Here is a 13,930-nt window from a genome sequence, read left to right as displayed (position 1 = left end):
AAGGTGACACCCATGCCGCTCGCGCTCCTCGCCCTAGCCATCGGGGCATTCGGGATCGGAACGACCGAGTTCGTGATCATGGGGTTGCTCCCCGAGGTCGCCGGTGACTTCCAGGTCTCCATCCCGACCGCGGGTTTCCTGGTGACCGGCTACGCCCTCGGTGTGGTCCTCGGCGCCCCGCTGATGACACTGCTCGGCACCCGCGTCACCCGTAAGCGCATGCTGATGCTCCTCATGGGGCTGTTCATCGTGGGCAACGTGGTGTCCGCGCTCGCCCCCGTCTTCGGCGTCATGCTCGCCGGACGCGTGATCGCCTCCCTCGCGCACGGCGCCTTCTTCGGCATCGGCTCGGTGGTCGCGGCCGACCTGGTCGCCCCGCAGAAGAAGGCCGGGGCCATCGCGATGATGTTCACCGGGCTCACCGTCGCCAACGTCGTCGGCGTTCCGCTCGGCACGTTCATCGGACAGACCGCGGGCTGGCGGACCACGTTTCTCCTCGTCGCCGTTCTCGGCGTCGTGGGGCTGCTCGGCGTCGCGAAGCTCGTACCGGACCAGCCCGGGCCGGAAGGCGTGCGCATCCGCCACGAGCTGGCCGCGTTCCGCAACGTCCAGGTCCTGCTGGCGATGGCCATGACCGTTCTGGGCTTCGGCGGAGTCTTCGCCGCGATCACCTACATCACCCCGATGATGACCGAGATCGCCGGCTACTCGGCCTCGTCCGTCACCTGGCTGCTCGTCCTCTTCGGCCTCGGCATGGTGGGGGGCAACCTGATCGGCGGCAGGTTCGCCGATCGCCACCTGATGCCCATGCTGTACGTCTCGCTCGGCGCGCTCGCCGTGGTCCTCGGCCTGTTCACCGTGACCGCCCACAACAAGATCGCCGCAGCCGTCACCATCGTCCTGATCGGCGCGCTGGGCTTCGCGACCGTGCCGCCGCTGCAGAAGCGGGTCCTCGACCAGGCGGCGGGTGCTCCGACACTGGCCTCCGCGGTCAACATCGGGGCCTTCAACCTCGGCAACGCCCTCTCCGCCTGGCTCGGCGGTCTCGTGATCGCGGCCGGCCTCGGCTACACCGCCCCCAACTGGGTCGGTGCCGCGCTCGCCGCGTCGGCCCTGGTCCTGGCGGTGTTCTCCAGCCTGCTGGAGCGCCGGGAGACCGGCAAGGGCCGGATCGTCGCCGGGAGCAGTCCCGAACCGGCCGCCGTGGCGGCGACCCGGCACTGAGCCGGCCGCTCCCGCGGCCCCGCATCGCGGGGCATCCGCACCGTGCTCGTGGCGGTGCGGATGCCCCGCGTCAGCCCGTCGCCAGGGTGAGCGGGGCGAACCTGCGGGCGGCGTCGCCGGGCAGGTCCGGGATGCCATACGTCATCACCGTGGTCCCGGAGTGGGGTTCCAGCCCGCTTTCCACCAGCCAGCCCAGCAGTTCCTTGTGCCGGGCGTCGACATCGGCCCGCAGCGGCCGGTCCGTCGTGGCGGCCAGGGCCGCGACCAGGGCCTGCGCGGTGACCGTGTCCCGGGCGATCAGCGGCCCGACCACCTCGGTCTGCCCGCTCGGCCAGAGCGCCGCGTAGCCGATCAGCACGCCGTGCTCCTCGGCGACCTGGAGCCGGTCGGAGAAGACGGGCAGCCGGGCGAGCAGATGCGTCCGGTCGGCGCCGAACACGGGGAGGTCGAGCCGGACCAACCCCTGCACGTCGTCCGCCGCGGCCGGGCGCGTGGTCACGGACGAGCGAGAGGCCGAAGGGGGGCCGTCGGGGGCGCCCGCTCCGAAACGGCCGGCGACGCGTTCGGCCCGGCCCACGGGGGAGAAGCCGAGGTCCTCGTAGAGCGGCTGTCCCAGCTCGGTGGCGTACAGGGCGAGCGGGGTGTCCCCCACGGCCTCCATCACGTGCCGCATGAGCCGGCGGGCGAGCCCCCGACGTGCGTAGCGCTCGGCCACGAGCAGCATGCCGACCGCGGTGAGGTCGGATCCGTACGGCATGGTCAGGCAGGTCGCCGCCAGGCCCTTGCCGTCCGGGGCGTCGATCCCGTACCCGGTGCCGGCCGAGAGGAGCAGCCCCCACCGGTGTTCGTCGCGCGGCCAGCCGCGGTCCTCGCAGAGGTCGGCGCAGGGGACCAGGTCTCCCCGGTTCAGGCGTCGGATCGGCAGGTCGACGAGGGAGAGGGGTGATGGGCTGTGCATGGGGTCAGGCTGTCCGACGGGGTGATCGCGCGTCCACCGATTTCGCGGAACTGGCCGAGATCCGCAGTCGCCTGCCGCGCCTGGTGAGCCCCCAGGGCTTGAGCACCGAGATCGCGGTGATGAAGAGATAGGTGGCCGTGGCCACCGACGGCGCGATCACGAGGTCGACGCCCACCGCTCCGTCGGCGACCGCGGCGTTGATGCCGGGGCGCAGGGAGAAGATCGACAGGCCCGTCGTCACCAGGGTCAGCCAGAACTTGGTCCACACCCAGCGGTGCCGGGCCAGGCCCCACGGAGTGCCCAGCGACAGCACCAGGCCGCTCACCAGGGCGAGCAGAGCCACCGGGGCCACCAGCCAGTCCCCGTAGATCTTCATGGACCGCGTGGCGGCGTCCGCGGTGGCCGGATCTCCGGTGGCGAACGCGGTGATGCCGAGCGTCAGCAGGCCGACGGTCAGGCCGAGCCAGCTGACGGAGACGGCGACATGGGAGACGAGGATTCCTCGGCGTACGGGGCGCTTGAGTGGTTTCACGTGAAACACGATGCCGAGCGGGGGTTCCCGGGGCGTCCGGCAGCGGGAGTATCCACGGGTACCCGCTGGGGAGTACGACCCCCGGCAGGGCCGGGGCGCCTCCCCGCCGCGGGGGGTGTCAGCCCAGGTCGGGGGCGTGCATCGCCCGTACGCCTTCGATGTTGCCGTCGAGGTAGTGCCGCAGGGACAGCGGAACGAGGTGCACGGCCGCGATCCCGACCCGGCTGAACGGCACCCGGACGATCTCGTACTCCCCTGAGGGCTCGTCGATCTCCGGGCCGTGCCGCAGGGAGACGTCCATCGACGCCAGTCGGCAGACGAAGAAGTGCTGGACCTTCACTCCCGTCACGCCACCGTCCGCGATGTGCTCCACGGTGTCGACGAAGCACGGGACCACGTCGACGATCTTGGCGCCCAGCTCCTCGTCGACCTCGCGGTGCAGTGCGTCGACGACGGTGGCGTCCTCCGGCTCGACCCCGCCGCCGGGCGTGAGCCAGTACGGATCGACTCCCGGCTTCGTGCGCTTGATCAGGATGAGGTCGTCGCCGTCGAGCAGGACGGCGCGTGCGGTGCGCTTGACCACAGGACGTTCGGTCATGGCAAGAGAGTGGCCCGTGGAGGACGGTCTGAAACTCCCCCGGCCTACCGGACCGCCGTGTCCAGCGCCTGTTCGACATCGGCGAGCACATCCTCGGGGTCCTCCGCGCCGACCGAGAAGCGGATGAAGCCCTCCGCCACGGCGTCGCCGCCCCAGCGGCCCCGGCGCTCCGCGGTGGACCGGACGCCGCCGAAGCTCGTCGCGTCGTCGACCAGGCGCAGCGCGGACAGGAACCGCTCCGCGGTCTCCCGGTCGGCCAGCTCGAAGGACACCACGGATCCGAAGCGCCGCATCTGGCGCCCCGCGACCGCGTGCGACGGGTCGGTGGGCAGCCCCGGATACCGCAGCCCGGTGACCTCCGTCCGCCTCGTCAGCGCCTCGGCGAGAGCGAGGGCGGTGGTGCACTGGCGGTCGATGCGCAGCGGGAGGGTGGCCAGCGAGCGGTGCGCGAGCCAGGCCTCCATCGGCCCCGGAATCGCCCCGACGACCTTGCGCCACCGACGTACGTCCGCCGTCAGCCGGGGATCGCGGCAGGTCACGTGGCCGAGCAGGATGTCGCCGTGCCCGGTCATGCCCTTGGTGTCGCTGGCGACCGAGAAATCGGCGCCCAGCTCCAGCGGGCGCTGGCCGATCGGGGTGGCCAGGGTGTTGTCGACGGCGACCAGCGCGCCCGCCGCGTGTGCGGCCTCGACCAGTCGCCGGATGTCGCAGACGTCCAGGCCCGGGTTGGACGGGCTCTCGATCCAGAGCAGCTTGGCCCCGGTCAGCAGGGCCAGCTGGGCATCGCCGCCGGTCGGGGCGGTCCGGACCTCGACCCCGTACGCCTCCAGTTGCTCCCGTACGAGCGGCAACGCCTGGTAGCCGTCGTCGGGCAGGACCACGGCGTCGCCCGAGCGGACCTGGGAGAGCAGCACCGCGGTGATCGCCGCCATGCCCGAGGCGAACACGGTCGTGCCCACCACCTCACCGGGGGCCTCCAGCTCGCCGATGGCCCGCTCCAGGTGGGTCCAGGTCGGGTTGGTCTCCCGGCCGTAGGTGTAGGGACCCACCGGTTCGCCGGAGAGGTGGAAGTGCGCGGCGAAGACCGGGCCGGGCAGGGTGGGTTCGAACTGCTCCGGTTCGGGAAGCCCGGCGCGTACCGCGCGCGTTCCGTCGCCCATGGTGCTCATGCCTGCTCCTCCGCTGTTCTCCCCGGTGGTGGACCGGTGTCCCCGCACTCTTCCAGAGCCCCCGGAGCAGCCTTCCTCGGAGGTCCGGAATCCCGGATACCGGGATCAGTTCTCGTCGGGCAGGACGACATTGAGCGCCCAGGACACGACCGAGATGATCAGTCCGCCGAGCACCGCCGTCCAGAACCCCTCGACGTGGAAGCTGAGATCGAACACGCCGGCCAGCCAGGAGGTCAGCATCAGCATCAGGGCATTGACCACCAGGGTGATCAACCCCAGCGTCAGAATGAACAAGGGGAACGTCAGCAGCTGGACCACCGGCTTCACCAGGAAGTTCACCAGGCCGAAGATCAGCGCGACCAGGATCAGGGTGAGGGCCTTGCGGCCCGTGCTGCCGCCCTCCAGCGTGATGTTGCCGATGAGCCAGATGGCAACGGCCAGCGCACCCGCGTTGGCGATCGTCTTGACTACGAAATTCTTCATGTGTCTGATCGTGGCAGACAGGACCGGTGGTGGACACCGGCAGCACAGGCACAGCCGACGGCGTGGGTACAAGGGGCGGGACGGGCCATGAAGGCATTCAGACTGGACGAGCTGGAGGCGGAGCGGGCCGCCAACGACGGTGCCTACCTGCAGTTCGTGCGGGAGCGCAATATGTCGGTCGGCCTGTACGCCCTGGACGCGGGAGAACTCGATCCGCAACAGCCGCACCAGCAGGACGAGGTCTACTTCGTCGTCAGCGGGCGGGCGTCGATCACGGTGGGGACGGAGACGACGCAGGTCGGCAGGGGAAGCGTCGTCTACGTGCCCGCGGGCGTGGCCCACAAGTTCCACCACATCACCGAGGACCTGAGAGTGATGGTCGTCTTCTCGCCGCCCGAGAGCTGAGCCATCGCCCCGGGGAATCCGGGCGAGGCCGCCCCGGGGATCCCTAGGGGTTCGATCAGGGGTCTTCAAGGGCTGCCCGGCCCCCGCGGAGGGCCTCCGCGCCTTTAGCATCGAGGCAAGGACTCGGAGAGTTGAGATAGAGGAGATGGCCGTGCGGGAGATATTCGCGGGAATGCCCTGGTGGGTGAAGTGGATCGCGGTGCCCGTCGTTGCGATCTTCGTGTTCGGCGGCCTGATCGCCAGCGTGGTCGGCTTCGTGATCAGCCTGCTCTTCAAGGCGCTGGTCTTCGTCGTCCTGGTCGGCGGGCTGATCTTCGTCGTCCGCAAGTTCATGTCGTCCTCGTCCTCGCGGGGCGACTGGTAATCCACGGAACGCGGGCCGGCGCGGGGGCCGGCCTGTTCCGTTCGGCCCGACCGGCTCGGGCCCGCGGGTTCCGTCCCATCGGGCCCGCAGCGCGAGGCACGGTCAGCTCAGGCGCGGGCGGATTAGCCCAGCAGAGCTAAGTCCCGGAGGAAACCACCCGTCTGCCGCAGGCGGCCGATACAGTGACATATCACTGCCGCCATCCGGAATGTGACCTCCCGTCACCACATCGATCGCCTGATCGGTCCTGGGTACGACAGTCCGGTCGTTGGCCTTCGATCGCCGGCGCCCGGACCGGTCCTCGCCGGTCACGGGCCGGATCTCCGGCCTCCGGCGCTCGGGATCGCGGCAGGCCCGTGGGGGCGGCCCCCACGGGAGGGCCGACGGCCCGTCACCATGCCTGGGGGTGGCCCTTGACCACGGCATCGAGCACCGCTGTCCCGACGTTGATCGGTTCGGTTCAGCGGGCGTTGAGGCTGCTGGAGGCTGTGGGCACCCATCGGGACGGGGCGCCCGCCAAGCAACTGGCACGTGAGGCGGGGCTTCCGCTCCCGACCGCGTACCACTTGCTGCGCACCCTCACCCACGAGGGATATCTGCGCCGCGAGAACGGTGTCTTCCTCTTCGGCGCTGCCGCCGAGAACCTGACCGCCGCCCCCGGGGTCAGGGGCCGCCCCCGCCCCGCCTCCGTCGCCGATTCCCTCGGACACTGGCGGGACGTCATCGGAGCCCCGGTGTACTGCGCCGTCTACTGCGACGGCGAGATCGACCTCATCGCGGTCGCGGACGCTCCCGACACCCCGGCGGTGGAGGAGTGGGCCTCCTTCCGGGAAACCGCCCACGCGCACGCCATCGGTCAGTGTCTGCTCGCCCAACTCGACGAGGGGGCCCGCGAGGACCACCTCGACCGGCATCCCGTACGCCCACTCACCCGTTACTCAGTGCGAGATCGCGCCACGCTTCTGGAGCGGTTGCGCACCCTCCGACGAGGTGAACCGGTCATCGAACGCCAGGAGTACGCACTGGGGACCGTCTGCGCCGCGATTCCCGTCACGGCCGGTGCCACCATTGCGGCGATGGCCATTTCCGTACCCCTGGACCGGGAAGATCGGTTGCTGCCCGCAGTCGAACAGCTACGTGGCGAAGTCGCCAGCCTCTTGCGTTCGTTCGTGTTCTCTATCAGTATCTGAAAAATCACTCCTTGTGATCTGCTATCGCGTGCACCACGATGGCGTCAATAGGGCCATGGGGGATCATTCCTGGCCAGTTTCATCTACTGCGGGGTTGAACGATGCGCGAGTCGGTTCAAGCAGAGGTCATGATGAGCTTCCTCGTCTCCGAGGAGCTCTCGTTCCGTATTCCGGTGGAGCTCCGGTACGAGGTCGGCGATCCGTACGCCATCCGGATGACGTTCCACCTGCCCGGCGATGCCCCTGTGACCTGGGCATTCGGCCGCGAACTGCTGCTGGACGGGCTCAACAGCCCGAGCGGCGACGGCGATGTGCACATCGGCCCGACCGAGCCCGAGGGCCTCGGCGATGTGCACATCCGGCTTCAGGTCGGCGCGGACCGTGCGCTGTTCCGGGCGGGGACGGCGCCGCTGGTGGCGTTTCTCGACCGGACGGACAAGCTCGTGCCGCTCGGTCAGGAACACACGCTGGGTGACTTCGACGGGAACCTGGAGGATGCGCTGGGCCGCATCCTCGCCGAGGAGCAGAACGCGGGCTGACCGGGTGCACCCGGTGGCCCCTCACCCCTTCCTTCGACGACGGCCCCGACCCGTCCGCGCGGGTGCGGCCGTAGCCGCCTGTGCGCCGCCGGACCCCGGACGGTCCGCGGAGACGACCAGCGCGGCGAGCACCGTGGTCACCGGCACCGAGGCGACCAGGCCGATCGACCCGACCAGCGTGCGGACGATCTCCTCGGCGACCAGCTCGCTGTTGGCCACCGTCCCCACACTGCTCTGGGCGATGGAGAAGAGCAGCAGCAGCGGCAACGCCGCGCCCGCGTACGCCAGCACCAGGGTGTTGACCACCGAGGCGATGTGGTCCCTTCCGATGCGGATACCTGCCCGGTACAGACCCTTCCAACCCATCCGCGGGTCCGCCTGGTGCAGTTCCCAGACGGCGGAGGTCTGGGTGACCGTCACATCGTCGAGCACCCCGAGCGAACCGATGATGACGCCGGCCAGCAGCAGACCGCTCATATCGATGTCCGGGTAGAGGCCGTGGATGAGGCCGGTGTTGTCGTCGGTGTTGCCGCTCAGGCTCGCCCAGCCGATGAACAGGGAGCCCAGCAGCCCGATCAGCAGCAGCGAGATCAGTGTGCCGACGACCGCGACAGACGTACGGGCCGTCACCCCGTGGCACAGATAGAGGGCCGCCAGCATGATCGCGCTGGCTCCGATCACCGCCACGACCAGCGGGTTCGAACCCTGCAGGATCGCCGGCAGGATGAACAGGGTCAGCACGGTGAACGACACGGCCAGCGCCACCAGCGCCATCACGCCGCGCATCCTGCCCACCAGGACCACCGCCAGCGCGAAGATCCCGGCCAGGACCGCCATCGGGATCTTCCGGTCCACGTCGGTCACGGAGTACTGGAGGTCGCGCGGCGCGTCGGGGGCGTACGCCACGACCACGCCCTGACCCTCCTTGAGCTGTCGGGGCGCGTCCGGCTGGACCACCTCGACGAACTTTCGGCCGGTGTCGTCGCCGCTGGTCACCTCGATGGTGGCCTTCGCGCACTCCCCCTCCTGCTCGTTGACGGCCTCCCGGCCCGAGGGCGTGGAGGTGTCGCCGGTCGGGGGCACCTGCGCGGCGTTGACGTCCGCGCAGTCGACCTTGACGACCTGGACGACCTTGCCGTCCTGGGTCTGCCGGTCGAATCCGACGCCGGTGCGCTCGTGGTCGGGCGCGCCGCCGGGCCAGAACGCGATCAGCCCGACGACGACCGCCGTCGCGAACGGGATCAGCACGGCGGCGATGACCTTGCGCAGGTGCCGGGAGACCGGAGCGGCCGGCCCGTGGCTGTGGGTGTGGCCCTGGGGCGGCTGGGGTGCGGGGTCGCTTTGGGGGGAGGTCACGGGGCGATCATCGCAAGAACACGAGGTCCCTCTGGTCAGCTCGCCGGAAAGGACGCTAGCGTGGAGGCACCTTTGCACACGCGGGAGCTCGGAGCACCGGGCTGAGAGGGCGCTGATCGCCGTACATCCGTACGGGAGACGCTGCGCCGACCGCCGAACCTGTTACCGGGTAATGCCGGCGTAGGGAGTAGGTCTCATGACCACAGCGGACGCACGCACGCCTGCCTCGAAACAGAACGACGGAACGCCGGACGGCACGACGCCGGGCGACGGGACGCGGAACGACGAGGCCGGGAAGTCCATCGGCTGGCACAAGGGGTACGTCCAGGGCTCGCGCCCGGACCTCCGGGTGCCGGTCCGACAGGTGCACCTCACCAACGGCAAGGACGTGACGCTGTACGACACGTCGGGGCCGTACACCGATCCCTCCATCGACACCGATGTCCGGCGGGGCCTCGCGCCCCTGCGGGAGAACTGGATCATCGCCCGCGGCGACACCGAGGAGTACGCGGGCCGGCCCGCCCGCCCCGAGGACGACGGGCTCAAGCACACCTCGCCGCGCGGCGGACTGCGCAACCTCGACGCCGTCTTCCCCGGCCGCCCGCGCCAGCCGCGCCGCAGCCGTGACGGACGTCCCGTCACCCAGCTCGCGTACGCCCGACGGGGGGAGATCACCCCGGAGATGGAGTACGTGGCGATCCGGGAGAACGTGGCGGCCGAGGTCGTCCGCGAGGAGATCGCTCAGGGCCGGGCGGTGCTGCCCGCCAACGTCAACCACCCCGAGATCGAGCCGATGATCATCGGCAAGCGGTTCCTGGTGAAGGTCAACGCCAACATCGGCAACTCGGCCGTCTCCTCCTCGATCGAGGAGGAGGTGGACAAGATGACCTGGGCGACGAAGTGGGGCGCCGACACGGTCATGGACCTGTCCACCGGCCGCAACATCCACACCACCCGTGAATGGGTGCTGCGCAACTCCCCCGTGCCGATCGGCACCGTCCCGCTCTACCAGGCCCTGGAGAAGGTCGACGGCCGGGCCGAGGAGCTGACCTGGGAGATCTACAAGGACACCGTCATCGAACAGGCCGAGCAGGGCGTGGACTACATGACGGTGCACGCCGGTGTGCGCCTGCCGTACGTCCCGCTGACGGCCCGTCGTAAGACCGGCATCGTGTCGCGCGGCGGCTCGATCATGGCGGCCTGGTGTCTCGCCCACCACAAGGAGTCGTTCCTCTACGAGCACTTCGAGGAGCTCTGCGAGATCCTCGCGACGTACGACGTCACCTACTCCCTGGGTGACGGGCTGCGTCCCGGTTCGATCGCTGACGCCAACGACGAGGCCCAGTTCGCCGAGCTGCGCACGCTGGGCGAGCTGAACACGATCGCCAAGCGGTTCGGCGTCCAGACCATGATCGAGGGCCCCGGGCACGTCCCGATGCACAAGATCAAGGAGAACATCGACCTCCAGCAGGAGATCTGCGAGGAGGCGCCGTTCTACACGCTCGGCCCGCTGACCACGGACGTCGCGCCCGCCTACGACCACATCACCTCCGGCATCGGCGCCGCGATGATCGCCTGGTGGGGCACGGCGATGCTCTGCTACGTCACGCCCAAGGAGCACCTGGGGCTGCCGAACCGGGACGACGTGAAGACGGGAGTCATCACCTACAAGATCGCCGCCCACGCGGCCGACCTGGCCAAGGGGCACCCGGGTGCGCAGGAGTGGGACGACGCACTCTCCGACGCCCGGTTCGAGTTCCGTTGGGAGGACCAGTTCAACCTGGCCCTCGACCCGGACACGGCGCGGGAGTTCCATGACGAGACGCTGCCCGCCGAACCGGCGAAGACGGCGCACTTCTGCTCGATGTGCGGGCCGAAGTTCTGCTCGATGAAGATCTCCCAGGACATCCGGCGTCAGCACGGTGGTTCGCAGGAGGAGATCGAGGAGGGCATGGCCGCGAAGTCGAAGGAGTTCGCTGCCGCCGGCAACCGGGTCTACCTGCCCATCGCGGACTGACCCGCCCCTCGCTGATCGACCCGCCCCCGGCCCCGGATCGTCCTCGGCGGCCGGGGGCGTTCTGTCACCTATGGGGGACTGGCCTGGTTCGCTGGACTTTGGCGTGATTGATCGCCTTGTTAAGCGACAGTATGGACACGGTCGTGTGGCAGCTGTATGTACGTTTGGTCCGCAGCTCACCTGCGCTTGACCCTTTCCTTATCTGTGGCTTACTTTCCGGCTTGCTTGGCTTGAATTGGTGGGCCCTCGGAACGAGGGCCGGGGAGGGAACACAGTGAACTGGTACCTGGCCGTACTCAAGAACTACGCAGGCTTCAGCGGACGCGCGCGCCGCAAGGAGTACTGGATGTTCGTGCTCTTCAACTTCATCATCGCCGTGGTGCTGTCGGCCATCGGCGCGGCGATCAGCACGCAGATCCCGTACTACCTCTACCTGGCGGCGACCATCGTTCCGTCGCTGGCGGTCATCGTGCGCCGTCTGCACGACACCGGCCGCTCGGGCTGGTGGTTCTTCATCTCGCTCATCCCGCTGGTCGGCTTCATCATCCTGCTCGTCTTCCTCGCCTCGGAGGGCAAGCCGGAGACGAACCAGCACGGTGCCAACCCGAAGCTGGCTCCGCAGGGCATGTGATCCACCGCTCCGGTCCGACCGGAGCGCTCCCCGGGCCGGGCGCGGCACTTGCCGCCCCGGCCCGCGGCGTGTCCGAGGCGAGTGCCGGGGCCCCGGATCTCAGTCCGGGCGGTGCTCGGGTCCGCCGAAGTCCGGGCTCGTGAAGTCGGGGCTGGTGAAGGTCGGCCGGGGGCCGGCCGCCGGGCCGTCGTCCGGGCCGGAGAAGTCCGGCCTGCTGTACCCGACCTTCGGGATGCGGTCGGGCGAACGGTGCGGGGTCCGTGCGGCGGGCCCCGCAGTGGGGTCGGCGAGGGCGTCCCGGAGGAACGGGAGGATGCCACGCTCCAGCAGCGCGTGGCGCCACGCCTCCCTGGCCCGCGCGACGTCCTCGGGAAGCTCCTGCTCCTCGTTCTCGGCGGCCAGTGACGTCGCGCCGTTGCGGAGCGCGGTGACGAGCAGCCCGACGGCCGCGACCAGGATCGCCGCGGCGGCGACCGCGGCGAAGAACCATCCGGCCGCGACCATCGAGCCGCCGAAGGCCACCAACGGGCTGACCGCCTTCAGGAGGTAGCCGACGACCAGGAAGATGACGGCCGCCGAGCCGGCCAGCAGCGGGGTCAGGACCGTGATGACCGCGCCTATGCCGGCGCCCGATCCGGCCGCCGTGCTCCGCGGCCCGTCCGCGGCCGGACCGCCGTCGACCCCCTCCGCGGTCGCCGCGCGGCGCAGCTCGCCCCGGGCCTTGACGTAGTGCTCGTACTCGGTGGCCGCGGCCGCGGTGATCAGCGCCGTGGCGCTGAGCGCCATGGTGCGCAGCTGTTCGGTGTTGAGCCGGTCCCCGACGCCCTCCAGGTCCGGGCGTTCATGAGCGTGGCGCAGTGCGTCGCCCAGGATCCGCTCGTACTCGGGTCCGTCCTCGGCCAGCAGGTGCGGAGCGCTTGTCATCTGCATCCCCCGATGCTCCGTCGGTGCCCGGCTGCCCGCGTGGACCGGGCGATCGGGCGGAAACGGAGGAGAGCCTGCCACTGATACGCCGATGGTAGAGCGCTCACGGCACGGGGTGACAGGGTGTTTCCAGAATTGGGCCCGGTGACGGGCCCGTCGATCGGCGAGGTCGGCGCAGGCGGAACCTGAATCGCCTTCCCCGCCGACGGTCAGTCATGCAGCGGGAGTTGGACCACCAACAGCTTTCCGGCCATGGTCACTCCGCCGTCCATGGCGATGGCGAGGTCGTCCGCGTACACGTGCGGGCCGTTGATCACGGGCCCCGCGCCGTCCTCGCCCTCCTCCGTGCCGACCTCGCCCAGGAGGTACGGAATGGGGCTGTGACCATGGACGACGCGCTGTCCGCCGTACGTCGTCAGCAGCTCGCGCACCGCTTGGGCGCCGCCCTCGTCGCGGAAGGCGAACCGCTTGGTGAGCTTGCGGAAGAGGTCCCAGCACTCGTCGGCGTCATTGCGCGTGAGAATGGCCGTGATCGTGTCATTGACGTCCTCGATGGTGGACCCGTAGTCGAGGTAGGCCGTCGTGTCGGAGTGCATCAGCAGATGCCCGTCCTCCTCGACGACCGCGTCGAGCCGGGACATCCACTGGAGGTGGACGTCCTGGAGGCGCTCCATGTCGGTCTTCTGGCCGCCGTTGAGGAGCCAGGCGGCCTGGAAGGTGGCGGTGCCCGCCCCGGAGTTGACGGGGGTGTCGGCGAACCGCTTGGCGCCGATCAGCAGCAGCTCGTGGTTGCCCATCAGGGCCTTGCAGTAGCCGCCGGCCGCCGCCGCCTCGGCGGAGAGCCGCATGACGAGGTCGATGACCCCGATGCCGTCCGGTCCGCGGTCGGTGAAGTCGCCGAGGAACCACAGCCGGGCGTTGCCCGCGGCCCAGCTCCCGTCGGCGTCGATGAGGCCCTGTTCGCCGAGGGCGGAGAGCAGCTCGTCCAGGTAGCCGTGGACGTCGCCGACGACGAAGAGCGGGCCGCGGCTGTCCTCGGCCGCGGGGCTCGGCTCGGGAACGGTCCGTACCTGGACCGTGTCGCCGCGGCGGATGACCGGAAGGTCCCGCTCGGTCGGTGTGTAGCCCTCCGGCTGCCCGTCGCCCACGACGGCGTTGCCGGGGTGCGGGGGACGGGGCGGCACGGGAGCGTGCGGCGGTACGGAGGCGCCCGGCGCCGGAGGGTTCGGTTCCGGTGCACGCGGCGGCACCGGTGAAGGTGGTGCCGCCCGCGCCTGCGGTGGCACGGGTGTCTGCGCGTACGGCGGTACCCGGAAGTCACGCAACGTCGCCGTCCGCACCACGGGTTCCTGACCGGCCCCCTGAGTCATCGACCCCTCCACCACCGTCGCGCCGCCGTACACCTGACGGGCCCTGCCTGGTAGAGGTGGTCCGCGGTGTCGTGCGCCCATCATAGGAATGCGGATCGACCTGTGTGACGCACCAGGGGTGGTGAATCCGGGAGCACGCGCGGTTCACCGGTCGATTGGTCCGAAAAGAG

15 protein-coding genes are annotated in these 13,930 nt (G+C 70.1%); 7 read left to right on the top strand and 8 right to left on the bottom strand.

Annotated elements, in window-relative coordinates; genetic code table 11:
* The first annotated feature begins 12 nt into the window (after positions 1-12).
* Positions 13-1,224, top strand: a complete 1,212-nt coding sequence (locus CR470_RS00445; protein WP_097865573.1) for an MFS transporter — start codon at positions 13-15, stop codon at positions 1,222-1,224.
* Positions 1,225-1,294: 70 nt separating this feature from the next.
* Here CR470_RS00445 and CR470_RS00440 read toward each other — a convergent pair whose 3' ends face one another.
* The 5 genes from CR470_RS00440 to CR470_RS00420 all read right to left on the bottom strand — a co-directional run bounded on the left by CR470_RS00440 (position 1,295) and on the right by CR470_RS00420 (position 4,964).
* Positions 1,295-2,182 carry a GNAT family N-acetyltransferase gene (locus CR470_RS00440; RefSeq protein ID WP_097865572.1) on the bottom strand — a complete coding sequence of 296 codons (888 nt, stop codon included), beginning with the start codon at positions 2,180-2,182 and terminating at the stop codon, positions 1,295-1,297.
* 4 nt (positions 2,183-2,186) lie between these two features.
* Complete coding sequence (locus tag CR470_RS00435) at positions 2,187-2,714, bottom strand: DUF2269 domain-containing protein (RefSeq protein ID WP_097865571.1); 528 nt, start codon at positions 2,712-2,714, stop codon at positions 2,187-2,189.
* 118 nt (positions 2,715-2,832) lie between these two features.
* Positions 2,833-3,312, bottom strand: coding sequence for an NUDIX hydrolase (locus CR470_RS00430; RefSeq protein ID WP_097865570.1), 480 nt, complete (start codon positions 3,310-3,312; stop codon positions 2,833-2,835).
* Between the two features lie 44 nt (positions 3,313-3,356).
* The gene (locus tag CR470_RS00425; RefSeq protein WP_097865569.1) at positions 3,357-4,481 is read right to left on the bottom strand and encodes a cystathionine gamma-lyase; all 1,125 of its coding nucleotides are present in this window, start codon (positions 4,479-4,481) and stop codon (positions 3,357-3,359) included.
* 105 nt (positions 4,482-4,586) lie between these two features.
* Positions 4,587-4,964, bottom strand: coding sequence for a phage holin family protein (locus CR470_RS00420; protein ID WP_007453829.1), 378 nt, complete (start codon positions 4,962-4,964; stop codon positions 4,587-4,589).
* An 87-nt stretch (positions 4,965-5,051) separates the two neighbouring features.
* Here CR470_RS00420 and CR470_RS00415 point away from each other — a divergent pair, with 87 nt between their 5' ends.
* The 4 genes from CR470_RS00415 (at position 5,052) to CR470_RS00400 (ending at position 7,462) form a co-directional block, all read left to right on the top strand.
* Complete coding sequence (locus CR470_RS00415; protein ID WP_097865568.1) at positions 5,052-5,369, top strand: cupin domain-containing protein; 318 nt, start codon at positions 5,052-5,054, stop codon at positions 5,367-5,369.
* Between the two features lie 151 nt (positions 5,370-5,520).
* Entirely contained in the window at positions 5,521-5,733 is a 213-nt protein-coding gene (locus CR470_RS00410; RefSeq protein ID WP_097865633.1) for a DUF5326 family protein, read from the top strand.
* A gap of 413 nt (positions 5,734-6,146) precedes the next feature.
* Entirely contained in the window at positions 6,147-6,923 is a 777-nt protein-coding gene (locus CR470_RS00405; RefSeq protein ID WP_257138291.1) for an IclR family transcriptional regulator, read from the top strand.
* A 101-nt stretch (positions 6,924-7,024) separates the two neighbouring features.
* The gene (locus tag CR470_RS00400; protein ID WP_024263706.1) at positions 7,025-7,462 is read left to right on the top strand and encodes an SsgA family sporulation/cell division regulator; all 438 of its coding nucleotides are present in this window, start codon (positions 7,025-7,027) and stop codon (positions 7,460-7,462) included.
* A 21-nt stretch (positions 7,463-7,483) separates the two neighbouring features.
* On the opposite strand, the gene CR470_RS00395 is transcribed toward CR470_RS00400, so the two are convergent.
* Positions 7,484-8,818, bottom strand: a complete 1,335-nt coding sequence (locus CR470_RS00395; RefSeq protein WP_097865566.1) for a YibE/F family protein — start codon at positions 8,816-8,818, stop codon at positions 7,484-7,486.
* A 196-nt stretch (positions 8,819-9,014) separates the two neighbouring features.
* On the opposite strand from CR470_RS00395, the gene thiC reads away from it, so the two are divergent.
* Together thiC and CR470_RS00385 are read left to right on the top strand one after the other, a co-directional pair.
* A complete protein-coding gene (thiC, locus tag CR470_RS00390; protein WP_097865565.1) occupies positions 9,015-10,835 on the top strand; it encodes a phosphomethylpyrimidine synthase ThiC in 1,821 nt (606 codons plus the stop codon).
* Between the two features lie 274 nt (positions 10,836-11,109).
* Complete coding sequence (locus CR470_RS00385) at positions 11,110-11,466, top strand: DUF805 domain-containing protein (protein WP_097865564.1); 357 nt, start codon at positions 11,110-11,112, stop codon at positions 11,464-11,466.
* Between the two features lie 99 nt (positions 11,467-11,565).
* Here CR470_RS00385 and CR470_RS00380 read toward each other — a convergent pair whose 3' ends face one another.
* Both CR470_RS00380 and CR470_RS00375 read right to left on the bottom strand, forming a co-directional pair.
* Complete coding sequence (locus tag CR470_RS00380) at positions 11,566-12,396, bottom strand: hypothetical protein (protein ID WP_097865563.1); 831 nt, start codon at positions 12,394-12,396, stop codon at positions 11,566-11,568.
* Positions 12,397-12,599: 203 nt separating this feature from the next.
* A complete protein-coding gene (locus tag CR470_RS00375) occupies positions 12,600-13,775 on the bottom strand; it encodes a metallophosphoesterase (protein ID WP_257138300.1) in 1,176 nt (391 codons plus the stop codon).
* Between the last annotated feature and the right edge of the window lie 155 nt (positions 13,776-13,930).

Origin of the sequence: Streptomyces sp. rh34 (assembly GCF_002551245.1) — a bacterium.
In the GTDB taxonomy this organism is placed as follows: Bacteria; Actinomycetota; Actinomycetes; order Streptomycetales; family Streptomycetaceae; genus Streptomyces.
This window is presented reverse-complemented; position numbering and strand designations above follow the sequence as displayed.